Below are 22,018 nucleotides of genomic sequence, written 5' to 3' on the forward strand. Positions count from 1 at the left end.
GTGCGGCGGATCAGCCGACAATAGCGTGCGCGTTCCACGCTCCGCCGGGTGAACGAATAGGGTGACGTGCGCATCATCCAGGGGAGAAGGGGACGTTCAGTGTCCACATCCGGTCACCGGCGACTGCTGCTGGTTTCCACCAACTACGCCCCGGAGCACGCGGGCATCGGCCCGTACGCCACCCAGATCGCGGAGCACTGGGCGAGTACCGGCCACGACGCGCACGTTCTGGCGGGCATGCCGCACTACCCGGCCTGGTCGGTCGAGCCGGAGTACAAGGGGGCGCTGCGACGCACCGAGAAGCGCGCGGGGGTGACCGTGCACCGGCGCGCGCACACGGTGCCGCCCCGTCAGACCGCCGTCAGGCGGGCCCTGTTCGAAGGATCGATTCTGCTGCACGGCGCCGTGGCCCCGCCCCGGATGCCGAAGCCCGACCTCGTCATGGCGCAGATGCCGAGCCTCGCCGGCGGGGTGACGGCCGCACGGCTCGCGGCCCGCTGGAAGGTGCCGTTCGTACCCGTCGTCCAGGACCTGATGGGCGCCGCGGCCGCGCAGAGCGGCATCAGCGGCGGGGACAAGGCCGCCGCGATCGCCGGGCGCGCGGAGGCGTACGCCCTCAAGCGGGCCACCCTGGTCGGCGTCATCCACGAGACGTTCGTGGACCGGGTCGTGGCGATGGGCGTGGACCCGGAGAAGATCCGCCTCGTCCCCAACTGGTCGCACGTGGCCAAGCCCACCAAGCCGCGCGGGGAGACCCGCCACCACCTGGGGTGGGCGCCCGGCCAGACCGTCGTCCTGCACTCGGGGAACATGGGACTCAAGCAGGGCCTCGAAGTCCTCGTCGGCGCAGCCCGGCTGGACCCGGACGTCCGCTTCGTCCTCATGGGCGACGGCAGCCAGCGCGCGGCCCTCGCGAGCCTCGCCGCCGACGTGCCGAACCTGGACATCATCCCGCCTGCCGCCGACGGCGGGTTCCCGGACGTCCTCGCCGCGGCGGACGTCCTCGCGGTCACACAGCACGCCGCCGTGCTGGACATGAGCGTGCCGTCCAAGCTCACCTCCTACTTCCAGGCCGGACGGCCCGTCGTCGCCTCCGTCGCGGCGCAGGGCGGGACCGCGCAGGAGGTACGGCGTTCGGGCGCCGGGGTGCTGGTACCGCCGGAGGACCCCGAGGCGCTGCTGAAGGCCGTCCGGTCCCTGGCCGAGGACCCCGAAGGCGCGGACGCGCTCGGTGCGGCCGGGCCCGTCCACGTGGCGGCCCACCTGAGCCGCGAAGCGGGCCTGGCCCGCATCGACGCACTGATCGACGAAGCACTCGGGGGTCCCCGGTCGTGACCGAGACGAACCGCCCGGCGACGGCCCCCGCCGAGGACGAACCCGACCTCCTCCGGGACCAGTTCAAGCAGCTCCTGCGCTACCGCCGGCTCCTCGGCGCCGGCGTGGCCGTCGGCCTGCTGGGCGGCGTCTACCTCGGCGTCTCCACGGCGGACACCTACGTGTCCGTCGCGGACGTGGTGCTGCGCGCGCCCACCGACGACCCGTTCAACCCGAGCCTGGCCCCCGACAAGGCCATCAACATCGGCTCGGAGCGGCAGGTCGCGCTCTCCAGCTCCACGGCCCAACAGGCCGCGAAGACGCTCGGCGTGGCCGACAAGGACTTCCCGGCCCTCCGCGGCGGCCTCCAGGTGACCAACCCGCCGCAGACGATGGTGCTGCGCTTCACCTACACCGCCGCCTCCCCCGAGGAGGCCGCCAAGCGCGCCAACGGCATGGCCGCCGCCTACCTGCTCAAGCGGCAGGAGACCCTCGACGTCACCCGCGACAAGATGGTCAAGGGGTACGAGGCCCAGCGCGACCCGGTCGCCAGGCAGCTCGACGAGGTGGCCCGGCAGATCAACAGCATGCCGGCGGGCACCGCCCGCGACGCCTCGCTCTCCTCGCGGACCGACCTCCAGAACAAGGTCAACACCCTCAACAGCAACATAGCCAAGCTCCAGGCCCTGGACATGTCCCCGGGCCGGGTCACCAGCGCCGCCGCCCCGCCCGCCGCTCCCGACGGGCCCGGTGTCCCCATGTCGCTCGCGCTCGGCGCGGCCGTCGGCCTGGCGCTCGGCCTGCTCGCCGCGTGGGTCCGGCTGGTCTTCGACCCGGCGCCGCGCTCCGAGGGCGACGTGGCCCGGTCCCTGCGCGCGCCCGTACTGGGCTGCCTGCCCCGGGACCGGACCGGCGGCGGCCCGCTCCTCGCGGCCGGGGAGGCCGATCCGCGGCTCGCCGAGGAGTACCGCTCGGTGGCCTTCCGCCTCGCCTACGACTCCCGGTTCGCCGACCGGCGCCGGCTGCTGGTGGTCGCCCCGCGCGGCAGCAGCGAGACGGCCGCCGCGGTGGCCGTGAACCTGGCCGCCTCCTTCGCCGAGACCGGCAAGGACGTCCTGCTCATCGAGGCCGACCTGCGCACCCCGGTACTGGCCAGCCAGCTGCCGACCGACACCGGCGACCGGCCGCGCTGGACCTCGGGGGCGGGCGGCGGCACGGCCGGCGACTCCGACTGGCCCGCCGGGCGCCGGCTCGTCGTGGACGCCGCCGAGTCCGGCGACTTCGACCTGATCCCCGGCGACCGGGTGCGCAACGTGCCCCGCGCACTGACCTCCCCGCGCACCAGCCGGCTGATCTCCGAGGCCGACTCCCCCAACTCCACCGTCGTGGTGCTCGCACCGCCGGTGCTCTCGTACGCCGACGCGCTCGCCCTGGTCGACCGCGTCGACGGCGTCCTCGTGGTCTGCGACCCGCGCGCCGTGCACCGCAGCGACCTGTCCCGGATCCGCGAGCTGATCAGCGGCGCCGGCGGGACCGTGCTGGGCGCGGTGCTGCACGCCCCGCTGCCCTCGGACAAGCGCGGTGGCAGGTCCAGGGGATGGACCGCGGCCGGCTCCGCCCCGGACGCACCGCGGCCGCCGGCCGGCGGGGGCGCCGGACCCGAGGAGCCCGCCCCGGGCGACGGGAGCGACACCGTGGCGCTGCGTACCGTCCGCACGGGCCAGAGGTGAGCCGGCGGGGGCTCGCCGCGGTCTCCTCGGTCCTGGACCAGGCCGCCTCCAGTGCCACGAACATCCTGGTGCTGGTGCTGGCCGCCCGGCTGTCGTCGGCGTCGGGGTTCGCCGCCTTCTCGATGGTGTACGTGGCCTTCAGCGTGCTGCTCGGGCTCAGCATGGCCTACGTCGGCCAGACCGTGGTGCTGGAGAAGGGCGAGGGGCTGGGGAGGGTGTGCCGCTCCTCCGTGCTGTTCACGGCCGCCGCGTCCGCCGCGGCCGGGCTCGTACTGGCCCTGGCGGGCCTCGCGGTGCCCGGGGACGCCGGGTGGGCGCTGCTCGCGCTGGGCCTCGTACTGCCGCCGGTCCTCGTGCAGGACGGGCTGCGCTACTGCTTCTCCGCCCTGCGGGTGCCCGAGCGGGCGCTGGCCGCGGACTCGCTGCGGCTGGTGTGCGTGGTCGCCGCGCTGGCCGTACAGCCGCAGGGGCTCTCCGCGGGCCGGCTGGTCCTGGTGTGGGGGCTGTCCGCGCTGCCCGCGCTGGGGCTGGGGCTGTGGCTGCTGCGGCCGTTCGTCCGCGGGGTGCGCGGTGACCTGCGGCCCTATCTGCGGCGCGGGCACCTGGGGCGGCGCTTCGTGGTCGAGTTCGCCGTGGGCAACGGCTCCAGCCAGCTGGCGGTGCTCGGGCTCGGTGCGTTCGCGACGCCGCTCGCCGTCGGCGCGCTGCGCGGCGCCAGCACCCTCTTCGGCCCGCTGAACGTGCTGTTCAACTCGGCGAACGCCTTCGGGCCGCCCGTGGTGGGCCGGGCCGGCGGCAAGCGGGGCGTGGTCCGGCTCACCCTGCTGATGGGGGCCGTCCTCGCGGTGCTGGGCGCGGGCTGGGCGGCGGTGCTGTACGCGCTGCCGGACCGGCTGGGCCGGCAGCTGCTCGGCGACACCTGGCCGGCGGCCGCCGCACTGCTGCCCGCCACGGGCGCGCAGTACGCGGTCATGGGCCTGGGCACCTGCGCCCTGCTCACGCTGCGCGTGCTCGAACCGAAGGCCACGCTCTCGCTCCAGGTGGTGTTCTCGCTGCTGTCGGTGGCCCTGCTGCTGGGCGGGTACGCCGGGTGGGGTGTCGCGGGCGCCGCCTGGGGCCTGGCCCTGGGCTCCGCCGCGAAGGCCGCCGCCGGGTGGCTGCGGGTGGCCCGGCTGAAGGTTCCGGCGGAGCTCGCGGCCGCCGCCTGAGGTGCACGGGAGCGGGCCCGGGACGGTGGTCGTCCCGGGCCCGCGGTGTGTCCGGATCAGGAGTACCGGATCAGTTGTAGGTGCCGGTGATGGAGACGCCGGTGCGGGTGCCGGGCACGCCCGTCAGGTCGACCGGGGCGGCCGGGCTCCAGGTGCCGTTGACGGTGCGGATCGTGTGCAGGACCCGCCCGTCGGTGGTCACGAAGGCCGCCTGGAGCTCGTTGTTCACCTGCGCCGCCGCCAGGTCCGTGACCGTCACGCCGGCCGGGACGACGGCGGACAGGTCGTTCAGGACCCACTGGCCGCTCGCGAAGCGGGCGCCGTGGTAGCGCTTCGCGCCGCCCTCCGTGGTCACCACCAGCTGGAGGTCACCGCCGGTGCCCGCCACGGCGACGTCGTCGACGCCGGAGACCCCGGTCTCGGCCGAGGCGTCGCCCCAGTTGCTCCACGTACCGTCGGCGTGCCGGACCGTGTGGAACAGGGAGCCGTTCGAGACCGCGACGACCTGCGTGTCGGTGCCCGTCTGGGACAGCGCCACCTTCGTCACCGGCGCACCGCCCGGGTTGCCGACCGCGCCGAACGGCGCCCACGTCCCGTTGGCACGGCGGACCGTGTGGTGGACCTTCCCGTCCGCCACCACCACGACCTGCACCTCGGAGCCCGAGGAAACCGCCGCCACCTGCGTGATGTTGGCGAGCGGACCGGCCTCGCCGTGGACGTCCCCGAAGTCCGACCAGGAGCGGTCGGCGAAGCGGATCGAGTGGTACAGCTTGCCCTCGTTGGTCACGGCGAGGACGTGCGTGTCGCCGTTGACGCCCGCCTCGGCGGTGGTCCGCACCCCGCCCGGGACCGCGCCGGTGACGCCCTGGACGTCGCCGAAGCCGGTCCAGGTCCGGTCGGCGTTGCGGACCGCGTGGTAGATCCCGCCGCCCGACTCGACCGCGACCTGCGCCCGCCACTGGCCCGTCGGGGCCGGCGGGTTCGTCGTGTCGGAGCAGTTGCGGCTGGTCAGCGTCGAACCCATCTGGAAGGGCTCGCCGTCGAAGACGGACTGCTTGACGGTGCCGTTGTACCTCTGCTCGTAGTGCAGGTGGGCGCCGGAGGAGTTGCCGGTGTTGCCCACTATGCCGATCTTCTGGCCGCGTACGACGCGGGCTCCCGCGCTGACGTCGTAGCCGTTGAGGTGGGCGTACAGGGACGTCGAGCCGTTGCCGTGGTCGATGACCACGTACTTGCCGTAACTGCGGTACGAGCCGTCGGGGTTGGTGAGGGTGGTGGCGGTGCTGACGACGCCGTCGGCGCTGGCGAGCACGGGCTGGTTGGCGGTGGTGCCGCCGTGCGTCCAGTCGATCGACTGCATCGACGGGCTGTGACCGCTGTACGTCTTGCCCAGCCAGGCCTGGTTGCAGCTGAAGGGCATCTGGTAGCCGGGCCCCGCGGCGTAGGACGGGGACGCGGCGAAGGCGACCAGGCCGGAGGCGGCGAGGGCGAGACCGGTGGCGGAGGTCAGCGCACGACGGGTGAAGGTGGTGGACATGGTGGCTCCTCGGATGTGTCGCGGGTGTCGTGGGTGTCGTGCGCTGGTCAGTTGAAGGTGGCGGTGATGGACACGCCGGTGTGGTCGCCGCCGACGCCCGTCAGGTCCATGGGGGCGGCGCCCGTCCAGGTCCCGTTGGTGTGGCGGAGGGTGTGCAGGACGCGGCCGTCGGTGGTGACGAAGGCGGCCTGGAGTTCGTTGTCGACGGCCGCGGCCGCGACGTCCATGACGGTCACGCCGGCCGGGACGACGGCGGACAGGTCGTTCAGGACCCACTGGCCGCTCGCGAAGCGGGCGCCGTGGTAGCGCTTCGCGCCGCCCTCCGTGGTCACCACCAGCTGGAGGTCACCCCCGGTGCCCGCCACGGCGACGTCGTCGACGCCGGAGACCCCGGTCTCGGCCGAGGCGTCGCCCCAGTTGCTCCACGTACCGTCGGCGTGCCGGACCGTGTGGAACAGGGAGCCGTTCGAGACCGCGACCACCTGCGTGTCGGTGCCCGTCTGGGACAGCGCCACCTTCGTCACCGGCGCACCGCCGGGGTTGCCGACCGCGCCGAACGGCGCCCACGTCCCGTTGGCACGGCGGACCGTGTGGTGGACCTTCCCGTCCGCCACCACCACGACCTGGAGCTCCGTGCCCGACGAGACCGCCGCCACCTGCGTCACGTTGGGCAGTGCGCCCGCGACCGCGTGGACGTCCCCGAAGGTTCCCCAGGTGCGGTCCGCGTTGCGGATGGTGTGGTGGAGCCTGCCCTCGTTGCTCACGGCCAGGACGTGCGTGTCGCCGTTGACGCCCGCCTCGGCGGTCGTGCGCACGCCGCCCGGGACGGCCGCCGCCTGACTGTCGACGTTGCCGAAGCGGGTCCAGGTGCCGTTGTCGAAGCGGGTGGCGTGGTAGATCCCGTTGCCGGATCCGATCAGCACCTGCGCCTTCCACGACTGCGCCGGGGCCGGCGGGGCCGGCGCGTCCGGGTAGGGGTCGGCGTGGTCGCTGCCGAGTCCGGCGAGGCGGCCGCAGGTCGGCCACGCGCCCGGGCCCTGTCCGGCGAGGACCTTCTCGCCTATCAGGATCTGCTGCTTCTTGGTCGCCTGGTGGGCGTAGGCCGCGTACGCCGTACCCCCGTAGGCCCGCCAGGTCGACGCCGAGAACTGCAGCCCGCCGTAGTAGCCGTTGCCGGTGTTGATGCTCCAGTTGCCGGAGCTCTCGCACTGGGCGACCTTGTCCCAGGTCGCCACGCTGGCGGCCGAGGCCGGGACCGCGCCCAGGGACAGGAGCACGGACGAGCCGACGGCCACGGTGGCGGTGAGCGACGCGAGCGTGGTCAGTCGACGGCGAGCAGACATGACAATCCCCCAGATTTCGGACGCATATGGGCCACGTGTGCGCAGTTGCGCGGACCCTTGATGACGTGGCGCTCCAGGTGTGCGCCCATCGGCGTCGGCCCGGTTCCCCCCGGCGCCCCACTGCTGCGCCGTTGAGAGGATCATGTCTTCCGGGCCCGGGTGTGTTCCAGGGGCTGCGGGTGGCACGGAGGTGCCTGGCGCCATGCGGCCAGGCCGGCCGGGGGTGGGCCGCGTCAGCGCAGCGTGGTGGCCTTGTCCTGGCGGTACGTGGCCACGAGCCCGAGGCACATCGCGGCGATCGCGACCCGGCCGGAGGCCTGGAGCAGGGGGCCGCGCAGCAGGATGAAGGAGTACCCGGCGACCAGCGGGACCACCACGGAGACCAGGCTGCCCGGCGCGGAGCGGCGCGTGGCCCGCTTCGCGTAGCGCCGGTCGACGCGCGCGGCGGCGTACCCGATGCCCAGCAGGCCGGCGCCCATGCCCAGCGGGCCGAAGTCCAGCCAGAGTTCGGCCCAGATCGGGGAGGAGAGGTTGGTGTTGACCGTGCCCATCCACTGGCCGACCATCACGCCCGTGTCGCGCGGCTTGCCCGGCCACACCGAGCGGGGCACCGCGAAGAAGACGGATCCGGCGAGCTGGCGCCCGTAGAAGTGGCCCGGGCCGGAGTCGGAGAAGGTGATGGTGTTGGCGAACATGCCGATCTGGTCGTAGTCCTTGAGTGCCATCGGCTCCAGGAACGAGGTCGTCTCGACGGGCTTGTAGTTCTTCTCGTCGTAGCGGAAGCGGTCCGCGAAGGGGAAGACGAGCAGGGCGACCACGACGGCCATCGACAGAGCCACCCGGTACATGGCGGCGCTCACCGGGAAGACGGTGAACAGCAGCGCGAACAGGACGGTCAGGAACCAGTAGCGGGGGTTCGAGACCGGGTTGTTGACGATCACGTTGAGCACCGTCAGCGCCGCCCAGGTGACGATGACCGACACCTTGCGGCGGGCGAACTTCGAGGTGATCAGCCACCGCGTGTACAGGAGCAGCGCGAGCAGCGCGGGCACGGTGCCGAAGCCGCGCAGCAGGGCCTGCCCGGCCTGGCCGTCGCCGTTGGAGACGCCCGCCTCCTGGATGCCGGCGATGATCTCCTGCCGGCTGGAGAAGAAGACGGCCGGGCCGCCGAGTTTGACGATGAAGGCCGCGCTGCCCAGGAAGGCGAGGGCGGTCAGCAGCTGGAGCCGCCGCCGGTGGGCCATGAGCGGCCGCGGTTCCTTCGGGGAGCCGCCCGCGCGGCCCGCGGGCCGGTGGCGGGCGAGCAGGACGCCGACGTCGAAGGCGGTGCAGCCGAGCAGGACCAGCCCGATGGCGAGGGTGAGGTCGGAGCGGGGTCCGACGACCGGGGTGGGGACCCGGCCGAGGACGGCCTGGGCGAGCGGGGCCACGCCCATGGCCATGTAGACGAAGAGCCAGAAGGAGCCCTGGAGCAGCTTGCGGCGGCTCGTCAGGACCATCGCGGAGAGGCGGGCGCCCGCGTACATGGTGAGCAGGAGCTGGAGCCAGAAGGCGGCGTCGCGCTGGCCGTCGCCGGACTGGACGGCGACGAGGAGGGGGAGGAAGACGGTGAAGCCGAGGGCGAGCGGCACGGACAGCGCCCGCGAGAGGAGGGTGCGCGGGGTGGTGACCTTCCCCCACTGGGACTCGTCCTCGGCGGGCGGCGGCCCCGGCTCCACGGCGGGCCTGCGTATGTCCGTGGCCACTGTTGCCCCCACCCCTGTGCGTGATCAGCGCGCAGTCTAGTCTGAGCGTCCGGCGCCCGGGGAGGCGCGCCCGGGGTGGACGACGAGGGGCTTCTGTTGCGCGATCTTCCTGCCTTCACGCTGGCCGGATACGACAAGGGGCGCGGGTTTCTGACGCAGGCTCTGTGGTTCGCCGTGATGAACACCCTCTTCATGTCGTGGCTTTGCCCGGCCCGGCTGCGCGTGGCGTTGCTGCGGGCCTTCGGGGCGAAGATCGGCGAGGGGGTGCTGATCCGGCACAAGGTGCGCGTGCTGTGGCCGTGGAAGCTGGAGGTCGGTGACCACACGTGGATCGGCGAGGGCGCCTGGCTGCTCAACCTGGAGCCGGTGGTGATCGGTTCGCACGTGTGCCTGTCGCAGGAGTCGATGCTGTGCACCGGCTCCCACGACCACCGGGCCGCCGACTTCCGCTACCGCAACGCCCCGATCACCGTCGAGGACGGCGCGTGGGTGGCCGTACGGGCGACCGTGCTGGCGGGCGTGACCGTGGGCCGCTGCGCGGTGGCGGGCGCCGGCTCGGTGGTGCACGAGGACCTCCCGGCCCTGACCCTGCAGACCCGGGACGGGCGGCGCCGCCCGGTGGAGGAGCCGAAGTGAAGGTCCTGCACGCCGTGACGCTGCACTCCCCCTCGCACGCCTTCGGCGGCCCGGTGCGGGTGGCCCTGAACCTGGCCAAGGGCCTGCGGGCGCGCGGACACGAGGCGCGGCTGCTCGCCCTGGGCGAGGGCTTCGACCCGTGGCCGGCCTCGGTGGAGGGCGTTCCGGCGAAGCTGTTCCCGGCCCGCCGCCTCCTCCCCCTCGGCTTCAGCGGGATGACCTCGCCGGCCCTGCTGGCCTCGGCGTCCCGCCTGGTGCGGGACGCGGACGTGGTCCACGTGCACCTGGCCCGGGACCTGGTCACCCTGCCCGTGGCCCTGGCGGCCCTCCGTGCCCGCAAGCCGCTGGTGCTCCAGACCCACGGCATGGTGGACCCGAGCGACAAGCTCCTCGCGAAGCTCCTGGACGCGGTGGCGGTACGCCGCCTGCTGCGCGGCGCGGACTCCGTGCTGTACCTGACCCCGCACGAGCGCACGGGCCTGGACGCGGTGGTCGGCGCCCCGCCGCTGCCCCGGACGGCCCGCCTGGTCAACGGCACCCCGGCCCAGGAGGAGCGCCCGCCGCTGACCGGCCCCCCGCGCGTCCTGTACTCGGCCCGGCTCCAGGCCCGCAAGCGCCCGGTGGACTTCGTGGACGCGGCCCCGGCGGTCCTGGCGGCCCACCCGGACGCGGAGTTCGTGGTGGCCGGCCCGGACGAGGGCGAGCTGGCGGCGGTCCGCGCCCGGATCACCGCCCTGGGCCTCACCGACCGCTTCACGGTCCCCGGCGCCCTGTCCACCCCGGAGGTCCTCACGGAGCTGCGCCGCACCCACGTCTACGTACTGCCCTCGGTGGACGAGCCGTTCCCCATGTCGGTCCTGGAGGCCCTCGCGGTGGGCGTCCCGTCGGTGGTCACCCACTCCAACGGCCTGGCCCGCGACATCGCCGCGGCGGGCGCGGGCCGCGCGGTGGACCCGGGCCCGGAGGGTGTGGCGCAGGCGGTCCTGGACCTCCTGGATCCCAGCGCGAACGCCAAGGCCTCCGGCGCCGCCCGAGAGCTGGCCGCCGCCTCCTTCTCCATGGACGCCGTCCTGGACACCCTGCTGGGCGTGTACGGGTCGGCCCTCGGCGGCTGAGGGGCTCAGATCCCGTCCCGGTGGTGTTCCTCCACCACCGGGAGGGCGGCCGTGCGGCGGCGCTTGAGGACGCTGGCGTAGACGCCGAGGCCGATGCCGCCCGCCACCATCATGATCAGGCCGACGAGGTCGAGGTCGACGCTCTCCAGCTCCCAGTCGCTCGCGAAGGTGAGGACGGCCCCCACCACGATCAGGGTGATGCAACCGCCTATGCCGCGCATGGGAATCGCCTCCGCTGTGTCGTGTGACCGCGCGGGTACCCGGGAGGCGGGAACGGAAACGCCGCGGGGGCTACGCCGGGAGCCAGGCGTAGCAGCCCGTCGAGGTGAACTGGTCGGCGCCCGCGGGGATCGCGGCCGTGATCCTGTCGCCCGGCTTGGGCGGGGCTTCCGGGCCCGAGGCGAGGACGGCGCCGTCCTTGGTCCTGGCCTCCCAGGTGCAGGTGGTGCTCTGGATGGCGGCCCGGTAGGTGCCGGGGGCCGGGGTGGGGCGGGGGCCGTCGGCGAAGCCCTTCTGGGCCGCGTCCAGGACCGGCTTCTGCTCCGGGCAGAGGAAGGTGATCGCGTCCTTCGCGCCGGTGACCTCGCCGGCGACGATGGACGCGGCCGCCGCGTCCTTGTCCCGCTTGGCGGTGCGCTCCACCCTCTGGCAGGTCTCCTGTCCGGTCTGGAGGACGGCAGCCGGGTCCGTCTTCTCGGGGACGCGCCCGCTCAGGTACTTCTTCTCGTTCTCCTTGAAGCTGCCCGTCTTCGGGGTGAGCCTCGCGTCCGGCAGGACCGGGCCCGTCGGCTTCGCGTCGGGCGAAGCCGCCGCGGTGGGCGCCGTCGTGGCGTCGGCCGGGTCGGGGGCCGAGGACGGGGCCGGCGGCTTCGGCGTGGCGGCGGCCCGGGCGGTGTCGGCCTTGCCGCCGTGCTGGGAACTGCAGCCGGTCAGCGTCAGGGCGGCCGCGAGCAGGACGGCGGCCGCCGCGGGGCGTCGGTACATCAGGTGGCTCCCGTACGTACTGGATGGGTAGGGGTACGGGGCCCGGCGCTTGGCGTGCCGGGCCCCGTACTCCGTCAGGCGGTTACTTCTGGCCGAAGGTGAGGACCAGCTGCGGAGAGGCGTCCGCGGCGGTCGACTCCGAGGACCAGATCCACAGCGGGTCGGTACCGGTGCCGGTCAGGCCGAGGCCGTAGCTGCTGCCCAGCACCGCGGAGACCGCGGCGGTGTCCAGTTCGACGTTCTGGACGGCCGAGCCGTCCGGCACGCCCGCGATGCTGCCGAGCGGGGTGGTGCCGAGGGCGGGCTTGGTGTTGAACGTCGTGCCGTCGCCGCTCCAGGTGCCCGTGACCGGGACCACGGAGACGGTGTCGGCGGTGCCGGCGCCGGCCTGCGTGGAGGTCTTGAACTGGAGGGAGGCGGCCTTCAGGACCTGCCCGGCCGGGGCGGCCGGGAGGGTGAAGCGCAGGTACGTCTCGTACGCCGAGGTGCCGCGGACCGCGAGCGAGGCCGAGGTGCCGTAGGCGGTGCCCGGGGCGCCCTGGTTGACGTAGGTGTCCTCGGACGGGGTGACCTTGGAGACCGTGTCGGCCGGGGCCTTGGCCAGGTCGAAGTGGGCCTTGACCTGGGCCTGGGTGAGCGCCGACGGGTAGACGGCGGTCTCGTCGATCTGGCCGGCGAAGAAGTTGCTCGTCGGGCGGTTCGGCCAGGCGCTGAGGTTGTCGCCGCCCACGTGCCAGTAGCCGGCGTACGGGGTGGAGTTCGTGGCGCTGTTGGTGCCCTTGTTCTGGCCGTCCACGTAGAGGGTCATGCCGCCGGGGCCCTGGGTGCCGACGACGTGGTGCCACTTGTTGTCGTTGTACGTCTCGAAGAGGCCGGTGGTGATGGTCCGGGCCGAGCCGTTGTGGACGCCGAAGGCGAGGCGGCCGGTGTTGGTCATGTACAGCTGCTTGTCGTACGAGCCGCTGCTGTTGACCGTGTTGTTGCCGAAGCCGATCAGCTTGCCGCCGCGCGTGGTGTTCGTCTTGAACCACGTCTCGATGGTGAAGGACGCGCCGACGCTCTGCCGGTGGTCGCTGTAGACCTGCTGGCTGGTGCCGTTGAAGCCCATGGCCGTGCTGGTGCCGCTGACGGCGCCGGGGCTCTGGCGCAGGGCCGGGGCGTTGACCTGGATGCCGCCGGTGTTGCCGCCGTTGGAGGAGTCCGCGACGTACGGGCTGACGGTGTCGTCGTAGCGCCAGTACAGGTTGGCGCCGTCGGCGCGGACCTTGTCCGGGTAGGCCTGCACGGAAGCCGGGACGGTCACGGAGGCGTTCGCCGACAGGGCGCTGGTGTTGCCGGCGCCGTCGGTGGCGGTCACCCGGTAGGTGTAGGACTGGCCGGCCTTGACGGTGGTGTCGTTCCAGGAGGCCTGCGGCCGCTCGAACTCCAGGGAGTCGGCGGTCACGGTGGCGATCGGGGTGGCCGAGCCGTTGCGGTAGATCCGGTACGTCAGCCGGCTGTCGTCCTGGTCGTAGCTGGTGCGCCAGCGGACCTGGGCCTCACCGGGCTTGACGCTGGCGGCGCTGGCGACGGGGGTGGTCGGCGCGCCGACGTCGCCGGTGTTGGCGAAGCGGGTCAGGCCCTGCTGGGGCTGGCCGTTGATGAGGGTGAACTCACCGCCCGCCCAGAGGTACTTGACGCCGTTCTTCTCCGCGACGGACATGACGCGCGGGCCGATGCCCTCGCCGATGCCGTCGTTGGCGGTGGGGTGCCAGCCGAGCTTGCGCGGGCCCCGCACGAAGCCGTCCACGGGCGCGGGGGCGGTGCCGGTGTGGTCGGTGGGCTGGGCGAGGAAGAAGTTCCGCTTGCCGTCGGGGAATTCCAGCTCGCTGGAGCAGTCGTGGGCGTGCGAGGAGCTGTAGAGGACCCCGTCGTACGGCAGCACGTACTGGGTCGCGCCGAGGCAGCGGTCGCGCCACTTCTCGCTGAAGTCGGGGTTCAGGCCGAGGCGGCCGTCGAAGACGCCGCCGCCGGATCCCTCGTTGGCGGTGTAGTAGCCCGTCGCGTCGGCCGAGATGTGCTTGACGACCGAGTTGGAGGGGATGTTGGAGTACGTCTTGACGACCGCGCCCGTGGCGGCGTTGACCACCGCCAGGGCGTGGGTGTTGGTGCCGTTGACGGAGAAGAAGTCGCCGCCGAGCAGGACGTTCTTGCCGTCGGCGCTGACCTTGACGGCCCGGCCGGGCTCGTCCGCGTTGGCGGTCCAGGGCTTGAGGGCACCGGAGGCGGCGTCGACCGCGGCGAACCGCTCGCGGGTCTGTCCCTCGACGGCGGCGAAGTCGCCGGCGACGTACAGGGTGTCGTCGGTGACGTCGAGCGCGCGCACGGTGGCGGGTACGCCCGGGTGGAAGGCGGCCTTGGGGGTGCAGGTCTCGATGTCGATCGCGGCGAGGCTGGAGACCGGGGTGCCGTTGACGGCGCCGAAGTAGCCGCCCGCGTACAGGGTCTTCTTGTCCTTGGAGACGGCCAGCGCCCGGACGGTCGCGCTGCCCTCACCGACGGTGAAGGCCAGTTTGCAGGAGGTGGGGTTGCCCGTCGCGGCGTCCAGCGCCACGAAGTTGACCGCTTCCTGCTCGGCGCCGCCGGCCGCGTCGGGCGGGCGGACCGCCGAGAAGGTGCCGCCGGCGAAGACGGTGCCGTTCGCCTGCTCCATGGCGAAGACGACGCCGTTCGGCTGCCAGGTGGGCAGCTCGTCGGCGGTGAACGCCACCGGTGGTGTGATGGCGGACGCCTCGGGCATCAGCACCAGGCCGAGGCCCGTTCCGGTGCCGGCCAGTGACAGTGCGAGGGCAGCAGTCAGCCCTCTGGATCTACGCATGAGCCCCCCAGGGCTGTTGCCCGGTTTGATGGCTGGAAATATCCGAACAGCCGTATGTACTGGCGCAGACTAGGGCTCATGCGAGGACCCGGTCACCTCACTTGACCCGTTGCATACCAACTTGGAATCAACGGAGTTCAGGCTGGAGGGCGCACTGTTGGCATACGGCGGGTACACACCCGGCCACACCCGCACGGAGCCCTGAGCTCGCGAGGATGACCGGGACACGGCAAATCGTAGGCGAAAGCCGGAGCCTCAGCGGTCGATCCGGACGGTGGCGCCCGCCAGTTGGTCCTCGACCTGACGGACATCGGCGTCCACCATGATCTGCGCCAGCTCGGGCACCAGGACCGTCGGCTTCCAGCCAAGGATCTCCCGCGCCTTGGAGGCGTCGCCGATGAGGGCGTCCACCTCACTGGGGCGCTCGTACTTGGGGTCGTAGCGGACGTGGTCGGCCCAGTCGAGGCCGGCGTGGGCGAAGGAGGACTGTACGAAGTCCCGTACCGTGGCGGCGACTCCGGTGGCGACCACGTAGTCCGTCGGCTCGTCCTGCTGGAGCATGCGCCACATCGCGTCGACGTACTCGGGGGCGTAGCCCCAGTCGCGGACGGCGTCGAGGTTGCCGAGGTAGAGGTGGTCCTGGAGGCCGGCCTTGATGCGGGCGACCGCGCGGGTGATCTTCCGGGTCACGAAGGTCTCGCCGCGGCGGGGGGACTCGTGGTTGAAGAGGATCCCGTTGACGGCGAACATGCCATAGGCCTCGCGGTAGTTGACCGTGGTCCAGTACGCGAAGACCTTGGCCCCGCCGTACGGGCTGCGCGGGTGGAAGGGGGTGTCCTCGTTCTGCGGGGGCGGGGTGGAGCCGTACATCTCGGAGGACGAGGCCTGGTAGATCCGGGTGTCGACCCCGCTGGCCCGGATGGCCTCCAGCAGCCGCAGCGCACCGAGTCCGGTCACGTCGCCCGTGTAGAGGGGGGCGTCGAAGGAGACGCGGACGTGGGACTGGGCGCCGAGGTTGTAGACCTCGTCGGGGCGTATGTCGCGCAGCAGGTTCACCAGGGCGACGCCGTCCGAGAGGTCGGCGTGGTGCAGGACGAAGGAACGATTCGCCGTCTGCGGGTCCTGGTAAATGTGGTCGATCCGCTCCGTGTTGAAGCTGGAGGAACGCCGCACGAGCCCGTGCACCGTGTAGCCCTTGGAGAGCAGGAGCTCTGCGAGGTACGAGCCGTCCTGTCCGGTGACGCCGGTGATCAGTGCGGTCTTGCCCATGTGGTGTCCCCCTGGGGTCCGTTGCTGTTCTGATGTGCTCCGGCCTCTGGCACGGCCGGTCTCTTGGTCTCTGCCTTCGGCCCGGTACGCAGGGCCCCCCGACGGCCCTGCGGCATTCCGGCAGGCGGCGGGCCAGGCCCGCCCGTCCCTGGTCCGGGACTGGATGCGTACCGTACACGCCCGCTCCGCACGCCCCGGCCCCGCCGGCGTCCGAGGTGCGGGGCCGGGAGGCGGAGCCCCCGGCAGCGGCCCGCACGTACAACCGGCCCTGGACGGCGGCCCGAGGCCCCGGGACGCGGCGTCCGGGCTCCCCCGAAACCCGCGGCCGGCGGACTGGCATCATCGGCGGTATGACAAGCACCCCGACCCTCCTGCCCCCGCACGCCCGCGTCTTCGTCGCCGGACACCGCGGCCTCGTGGGGTCCGCGGTCGCGCGCCGCCTCACCGCCGACGGCCACGAGGTGCTCACCCGCGGCCGCGCCGACCTCGACCTGCGCGACGCCGCCGCGACGGAGGCGTACCTGCGCGACGTGCGCCCGGACGCGGTCGTGCTGGCCGCCGCCAAGGTCGGCGGGATCATGGCCAACAGCACCTACCCGGTGCAGTTCCTGGAGGACAACCTCAAGATCCAGCTCAGCGTCATCGCCGGCGCGCACTCCGCCGGCGTGGGCCGCCTGCTGTTCCTCGGCTCCTCCTGCATCTACCCGAAGCTGGCCCCGCAGCCCATCAGCGAGGACGCCCTGCTGACGGGTCCGCTGGAGCCCACCAACGAGGCCTACGCCCTCGCGAAGATCGCCGGCATCGTGCAGGTCCAGTCGTACCGCAAGCAGTACGGGGCCTCGTACGTCTCGGCCATGCCCACGAACCTCTACGGCCCGGGCGACAACTTCGACCTCCAGTCCTCGCACGTGCTGCCGGCGCTGATCCGCCGCTTCCACGAGGCGGCGGCGGAGGGCCGCGACGAGGTCGCCCTGTGGGGCAGCGGCACCCCGCGCCGGGAGTTCCTGCACGTGGACGACCTGGCGGCCGCCTGCGCGGTGCTGCTGGAGCACTACGACGGCGACGAACCCGTCAACATCGGCTGCGGCGAGGACCTCACCATCAAGGAGCTGGCCGAGACGGTCGCCGAGGTCACCGGCTTCCGGGGCCGGCTGGCCTGGGACACGTCCAAGCCGGACGGGACCCCGCGCAAGCTGCTCGACGTCTCCCGTCTGACCTCGCTGGGCTGGAAGCCGGGCATCGCGCTGCGGGACGGAATCGACGCCACCTACCGCTGGTGGCTCGACCAGAGCTGACGTCACGCCGTGGCCCCTCAGTACGCTCCGCGGCCGTCGACCACGGCGCGGAGCGTACGGCCCATCACGTCGACATCGCTGGTGAAGGACCAGTTGTCCACGTACTGCAGATCAAGCTGAATCGTTTCGTCCCAGGACAGGTCCGACCGCCCGCTGATCTGCCACAGGCCGGTCATCCCGGGCCGTACGGTGAGCCTGCGCAGCTCGACCTCGTCGTACTCCGCCACCTCCTCGGGCAGCGGCGGACGCGGGCCGACCAGCGACATGCTGCCCGTCAGCACGTTGACCAGCTGCGGCAGTTCGTCCAGCGAGGTGCGGCGCAGCATCCGGCCCACCCGGGTCACCCGGGGGTCGCGGCGCATCTTGAACATCAGCCCGTCGTTCTCGTTGGCCCCCGCCAGCCCGGCCTTGAGGCGGTCGGCGTCCGTCACCATCGTGCGGAACTTCCACATGACGAAGGGGACCCCGTCGCGCCCGACGCGCCGCTGGCTGTAGAAGGCCGGCCCCTTCGAGCCGAGGCGGATGGCCAGGACGAGCACGAGGAACAGCGGCGACAGCAGCAGCAGCCCGAGGGCGGCCCCGGCCCGGTCGAGCACCGCCTTGAGCAGGGGCTGCACCCCGCGCCGCACGGGCGGTGCGACGCGCAGTACGGCGAGTCCGCCCGCCGAGAGGGTCTCCAGCCGCTTGACGGAAACCTCCACCAGTCCGGGGAAGACGGCCAGTTCGAGGCCCTCGTCGTGCAGGGCCCACGCCACCCGGCGCAGCCGCTCCCCCGCGAACCGCGCCCCGGGGGCGACCAGCACCAGGTCGGCGTGGTGGCGGCGGACGGCGCGCAGCACGGCGGACGCGTCCCGGTTCGCCGCCTTCGGCATCGAGGCGTCCAGCCTGGCCGCGACCGGCATCCCCCCGGCGAGGGGGCCCCCGCCGACCGGGACGATGCCGACGACGACGTACGGGTGGTCGGTGCGCGCCGCGAGGTGTGCGATGACGTGCTCGGCGGCGGCGGGCTCGCCGACCACCAGCACCCGGCTGACGGCCTGCACTTCGCGACGGGCGGCGGACAGGTGGCGGTACGTCAGTTTGTGGCAGGCGACGGTGACGAGGAGCGCGGGCAGCAGCGCGCCGAGGGCCGCGAGGCGGGGCGTCTCCTCCGCCGACACCACACGGGCGACGGCCAGGACACCGATCAGAATCAGCCAGTCGTGCAGTACGGGGAGCACCCCGCGGGATTCTCCGAGCACGCGGGCGGCGTACCGCCGGCGCAGCGCCTGCACCCCGGTCCAGGCGAGGGCCGCGCCGAGTGCGCAGTGGAGGGGCCTGGCCTGCCCGGCGGCGTCGAAGACCAGGCCGACGGGGAGGGCGGCGCCGACGAGGTCGGCGGTCACGGCCACGGGCAGGTACCACCGCGCCTTGTCGCCGAGCCGCCGCACCGGGGCCGCTGCCGGCCCGTCGGGACCGGCCGCCTCGGAGGCCACTCTTTGCTCAGGAAAACGGACATGCCTCATGGGCCCCCCTGGCACGTGGTCTGTGTCGGTGCCACCTGTCCACTGCTTCCCCTGGCAGCGAACGCATGTCGCACCGGGAAACAGTACGACAAACACCCGTACGGTAAATGCCGTTCGGGTTAACGGGAGCCCTCGTTGCCCAAGCGTCAACGGCCGGTAGCAACCGTTCCACCCGCCGGAGGGCCCCCTCCCACACAAAGGTGAATGGTTCGGATACCGGATACGTCTCTTCGGACAACGGACTGTTTCCGGCCAACCTTTTGATGTGGCCCTGACATCGCAGCCAACAGCTGGCACTCTTCGATCCGTTCATCGCACCAGCCCTGATCTGCCCGGAGGCCCACCCAGCCATCCGGAACCCCCCTTGCAGAAGGAGTCTGCGTTGAGTCCCACCCCCCAGCGGCGCGCCACCGCGGCCGGCGCGCTCGTAGCCGCGGCAGCCCTGCTCGCCGTAGGCATACAGGCCGGTACCGCCACCGCCGACGCCACCGCGTCGCAGGCCCGCACGGCCGCCCAGCCCAACCCGGGCGCGGCCACCCTCGCACTCAGCGCTTCGGAGCGTGCGACGCTCCTTGCCGAGGCCAACTCGACCACCGCCCAGGCCGCGAAGGCGCTCGGCCTCGGCGGCGGCGAGAAGCTGATCGTCCGCGATGTGGTCAAGGACGCCGACGGCACCACGCACACCACCTACGAGCGGACCTACGACGGTCTGCCCGTGCTCGGCGGTGACCTCACCGTCCACGCCAAGGACGGCGTCACCAAGAGCGTGACCAAGGCGACCCAGCACGAGATCAAGGTCTCGGACACCAACGCCACGGTCACCCCGGCCGCCGCCGAGGGCCAGGCCGTTTCGGCCGCGAACGCCGAGGGCTCCAAGCAGACCAAGGCCGACAAGGGCGCCCGCAAGGTGATCTGGGCCGCGGAAGGCGTCCCGGTCCTCGCCTTCGAGACCGTCGTCGGCGGCCTCCAGGACGACGGCACCCCGAGCCAGCTGCACGTGATCACGAACGCCAAGACCGGCGCGAAGATCACCCAGTGGCAGGGCGTCCAGACCGGCACCGGCAACACCCAGTACAGCGGCCAGGTCACCCTCGGCTCCTCGCAGTCGGGCAGCAACTGGACGCTGACCGACGCCGGCCGCGGCAACCACAAGACCTACAACCTGAACCGGGGCACCTCCGGCACCGGCACCCTGTTCTCCGGACCGGACGACATCTGGGGCAACGGCCTCGCGTCCAACACGGAGACCGCCGGCGCGGACGCCCACTACGGCGCCCAGGTCACGTGGGACTACTACAAGAACGTCCACGGCCGCAACGGCCTGCGCAACGACGGCGTGGCCCCGTACACCCGGGTCCACTACGGCAACGCGTACGTCAACGCCTTCTGGGACGACTCCTGCTTCTGCATGACCTACGGCGACGGCGAGGGCAACAACAAGCCGCTCACCTCGATCGACGTGGCCGCGCACGAGATGACCCACGGCCTCACCTCGGTCACCGGCAACATGACCTACAGCGGTGAGCCCGGCGGCCTGAACGAGGCCACCTCCGACATCATGGCGGCGGCGGTCGAGTTCTACGCCAACAACCCGCAGGACGTCGGCGACTACCTGGTCGGCGAGAAGATCGACATCCGCGGCAACGGCACCCCGCTGCGCTACATGGACAAGCCGAGCAAGGACGGCTCCTCCAAGGACGCCTGGTACTCCGGCCTCGGCGGGATCGACGTCCACTACTCCTCGGGCCCGGCCAACCACTGGTACTACCTGGCCTCCGAGGGCTCCGGCGCCAAGGTCATCAACGGCGTGAGCTACGACTCGCCGACCTCCGACGGCCTCCCGGTCACCCCGATCGGCCGTGACGCCGCCTCGAAGATCTGGTTCCGCGCGCTGACGGTGGGCTACTTCAAGTCCAACACCAACTACGCCGACGCCCGCGTCCAGACGCTGAAGGCCGCCGCCGACCTGTACGGCCAGGGCTCGGCCACGTACAACAACGTCGCCAACGCCTGGGCCGCCATCAACGTCGGCCCGCGCATCAACGACGGCGTGACGGTCACCCCGATCGCCAACCAGAACACCCAGATCAACACCGCGGTGAGCCTCCAGGTCCAGGCGACCAGCACCAACCCGGGCGCGCTGACCTACTCGGCGACCGGCCTGCCGGCCGGCCTGTCGATCAACTCCTCGACCGGTCTGATCTCCGGTACGGCGACCACCGCGGCCACGTCCAACGTGACCGTCACGGTGACCGACTCGGCCTCCAAGTCGGGCACGGCGTCCTTCACCTGGACCGTGGGCACCTCGCAGCCGAACGTGTTCGAGAACACGAACGACTACGCGATCGCCGACAACGCGACCGTCGAGTCCCCGATCACGGTGACCCGCACCGGCAACGCGCCGAGCACCCTCAAGGTGGACGTCAACATCGTCCACACCTACACCGGTGACCTGAAGGTCGACCTGGTCGCGCCCGACGGCAGCGTCTACAACCTGCACAACCGTTCCGGCGGCAGTGCGGACAACATCGTCAAGAGCTACACGGTGAACGCCTCCTCCGAGGTCGCCCAGGGCGTCTGGAAGCTCCGGGTCAACGACAACGCGAGCCTGGACACCGGCAAGATCGACAGCTGGAAGCTCACCTTCTGACCCCCACCGGGGCAGGAAGCGAACCACGGCTGAACCGCTGAAACCACGGGGCCGCCCGGGAGGAGACCTCCCCGGGCGGCCCTGTCCCATTCCCGGGACGCTCCGTCAGCCGATGGAACGGAAGACGCTGTCCATGAAGGCGCCCGGGGTCATGTCGCGGCCCTGACCGGGGCGGACCATGCTGCGGTCCTCCTCGTCCCAGTCGTCACGGCCGTCGTGGTGCCCGCCGTGGTGACCGCTCGGCTTGAAGAACACCGACCGGACGTTCAGGTCGTGCGCCCGCTCGCCCGGCCGCAGCACCTCCTGGGCCTCGCCCGCGCAGCTGTCGCCCCGGAAGACCAGGGCGAGGGAGTCCGTCTCGTTCTCCACCCAGAAGGCCGGCCGGTTCCGCGAGGTGCCCGTCAGCCGGTAGCAGGTGTCGTTGTCGGCGGGCTCGATCGTCCTGCGGCGCACGTCGCCGTCGTCGTCGGTGAACCGGTAGTGCAGCTCGCCCAGGGTGTCGTTGTCGCGGTCGTGGCCGACGGCCAGCGAAGGGCCGGCAGCCGGGAGGACGAGCGCGAAGGAGGCGAGGAGCACGGCCGCGGCGGTGGAACGAAGACGCATGTGAGAGTCCGTTTCTCGGGGGTGCGTTGGGGACCGGGTCCGGTGGACGTCGCGGGCAGCCTAGGAGCGGACCGGCCACGGGCAGCACCGCCATGCACAGTGCGTTCGAAGGTTCACCCTCCCGGGGAGCCGCCCGGATCGTCCCGGGGGGGGGGGGGGGGGGGGGGGGGGGGGGGGGGGGGGGGGGGGGGGGGGTGGGGTTGGGGGGGGGGGGGGGGGGGAGGAGA

The 22,018-nt window shown here is 72.5% G+C and carries 16 protein-coding genes; 7 read left to right on the forward strand and 9 right to left on the reverse strand.

Features of this window, described 5'->3' with window-relative positions:
* Positions 1–129: 129 nt before the first annotated feature.
* From ACZ7IF_RS20330 to ACZ7IF_RS20340, 3 genes are read left to right on the forward strand one after another with little or no spacing between them, the layout of a single operon-like run.
* Positions 130–1,335, forward strand: a complete 1,206-nt coding sequence (locus ACZ7IF_RS20330; RefSeq protein ID WP_470973279.1) for a glycosyltransferase — start codon at positions 130–132, stop codon at positions 1,333–1,335.
* Positions 1,332–3,044, forward strand: a complete 1,713-nt coding sequence (locus ACZ7IF_RS20335; protein ID WP_470973025.1) for a lipopolysaccharide biosynthesis protein — start codon at positions 1,332–1,334, stop codon at positions 3,042–3,044. Before ACZ7IF_RS20330 ends, ACZ7IF_RS20335 begins: the two co-directional genes overlap by 4 nt.
* Complete coding sequence (locus tag ACZ7IF_RS20340; protein ID WP_470973027.1) at positions 3,041–4,252, forward strand: MATE family efflux transporter; 1,212 nt, start codon at positions 3,041–3,043, stop codon at positions 4,250–4,252. Before ACZ7IF_RS20335 ends, ACZ7IF_RS20340 begins: the two co-directional genes overlap by 4 nt.
* A gap of 70 nt (positions 4,253–4,322) precedes the next feature.
* Here ACZ7IF_RS20340 and ACZ7IF_RS20345 read toward each other — a convergent pair whose 3' ends face one another.
* The 3 genes from ACZ7IF_RS20345 to ACZ7IF_RS20355 all read right to left on the reverse strand — a co-directional run bounded on the left by ACZ7IF_RS20345 (position 4,323) and on the right by ACZ7IF_RS20355 (position 8,877).
* Complete coding sequence (locus tag ACZ7IF_RS20345) at positions 4,323–5,789, reverse strand: M23 family metallopeptidase (protein WP_470973029.1); 1,467 nt, start codon at positions 5,787–5,789, stop codon at positions 4,323–4,325.
* A gap of 47 nt (positions 5,790–5,836) precedes the next feature.
* Positions 5,837–7,132, reverse strand: coding sequence for a transglycosylase family protein (locus tag ACZ7IF_RS20350; protein ID WP_470973031.1), 1,296 nt, complete (start codon positions 7,130–7,132; stop codon positions 5,837–5,839).
* A 233-nt stretch (positions 7,133–7,365) separates the two neighbouring features.
* Complete coding sequence (locus ACZ7IF_RS20355) at positions 7,366–8,877, reverse strand: hypothetical protein (protein ID WP_470973033.1); 1,512 nt, start codon at positions 8,875–8,877, stop codon at positions 7,366–7,368.
* A 96-nt stretch (positions 8,878–8,973) separates the two neighbouring features.
* On the opposite strand from ACZ7IF_RS20355, the gene ACZ7IF_RS20360 reads away from it, so the two are divergent.
* Positions 8,974–9,513, forward strand: a complete 540-nt coding sequence (locus tag ACZ7IF_RS20360; RefSeq protein WP_470973035.1) for a WcaF family extracellular polysaccharide biosynthesis acetyltransferase — start codon at positions 8,974–8,976, stop codon at positions 9,511–9,513.
* A complete protein-coding gene (locus ACZ7IF_RS20365; RefSeq protein ID WP_470973037.1) occupies positions 9,510–10,628 on the forward strand; it encodes a glycosyltransferase in 1,119 nt (372 codons plus the stop codon). Before ACZ7IF_RS20360 ends, ACZ7IF_RS20365 begins: the two co-directional genes overlap by 4 nt.
* Positions 10,629–10,633: 5 nt before the next feature.
* On the opposite strand, the gene ACZ7IF_RS20370 is transcribed toward ACZ7IF_RS20365, so the two are convergent.
* From ACZ7IF_RS20370 to gmd, 4 genes are all read right to left on the reverse strand, one after another.
* The gene (locus ACZ7IF_RS20370; protein ID WP_470973039.1) at positions 10,634–10,849 is read right to left on the reverse strand and encodes a DUF6458 family protein; all 216 of its coding nucleotides are present in this window, start codon (positions 10,847–10,849) and stop codon (positions 10,634–10,636) included.
* Positions 10,850–10,919: 70 nt separating this feature from the next.
* Positions 10,920–11,612 (reverse strand): hypothetical protein, encoded by a 693-nt coding sequence (locus ACZ7IF_RS20375; RefSeq protein WP_470973041.1) that lies wholly within the window; start codon positions 11,610–11,612, stop codon positions 10,920–10,922.
* Positions 11,613–11,694: 82 nt separating this feature from the next.
* Entirely contained in the window at positions 11,695–14,469 is a 2,775-nt protein-coding gene (locus ACZ7IF_RS20380) for a CBM96 family carbohydrate-binding protein (RefSeq protein ID WP_470973043.1), read from the reverse strand.
* 255 nt (positions 14,470–14,724) lie between these two features.
* Positions 14,725–15,738, reverse strand: a complete 1,014-nt coding sequence (gmd, locus tag ACZ7IF_RS20385; protein ID WP_470973045.1) for a GDP-mannose 4,6-dehydratase — start codon at positions 15,736–15,738, stop codon at positions 14,725–14,727.
* A 350-nt stretch (positions 15,739–16,088) separates the two neighbouring features.
* Here gmd and ACZ7IF_RS20390 point away from each other — a divergent pair, with 350 nt between their 5' ends.
* Complete coding sequence (locus ACZ7IF_RS20390; RefSeq protein WP_470973047.1) at positions 16,089–17,033, forward strand: GDP-L-fucose synthase family protein; 945 nt, start codon at positions 16,089–16,091, stop codon at positions 17,031–17,033.
* 17 nt (positions 17,034–17,050) lie between these two features.
* Here the strand turns inward: ACZ7IF_RS20390 and ACZ7IF_RS20395 are convergent, their stop codons facing one another.
* Positions 17,051–18,538, reverse strand: coding sequence for an exopolysaccharide biosynthesis polyprenyl glycosylphosphotransferase (locus tag ACZ7IF_RS20395; protein WP_470973050.1), 1,488 nt, complete (start codon positions 18,536–18,538; stop codon positions 17,051–17,053).
* A gap of 382 nt (positions 18,539–18,920) precedes the next feature.
* On the opposite strand from ACZ7IF_RS20395, the gene ACZ7IF_RS20400 reads away from it, so the two are divergent.
* Entirely contained in the window at positions 18,921–21,188 is a 2,268-nt protein-coding gene (locus tag ACZ7IF_RS20400) for a M4 family metallopeptidase (protein ID WP_470973052.1), read from the forward strand.
* A 105-nt stretch (positions 21,189–21,293) separates the two neighbouring features.
* Here ACZ7IF_RS20400 and ACZ7IF_RS20405 read toward each other — a convergent pair whose 3' ends face one another.
* Positions 21,294–21,791: a hypothetical protein gene (locus ACZ7IF_RS20405; RefSeq protein WP_470973054.1), complete on the reverse strand. Its 498-nt coding sequence runs from the start codon at positions 21,789–21,791 to the stop codon at positions 21,294–21,296.
* Between the last annotated feature and the right edge of the window lie 227 nt (positions 21,792–22,018).

Source organism: Streptomyces sp. NPDC037421, from assembly GCF_055602105.1.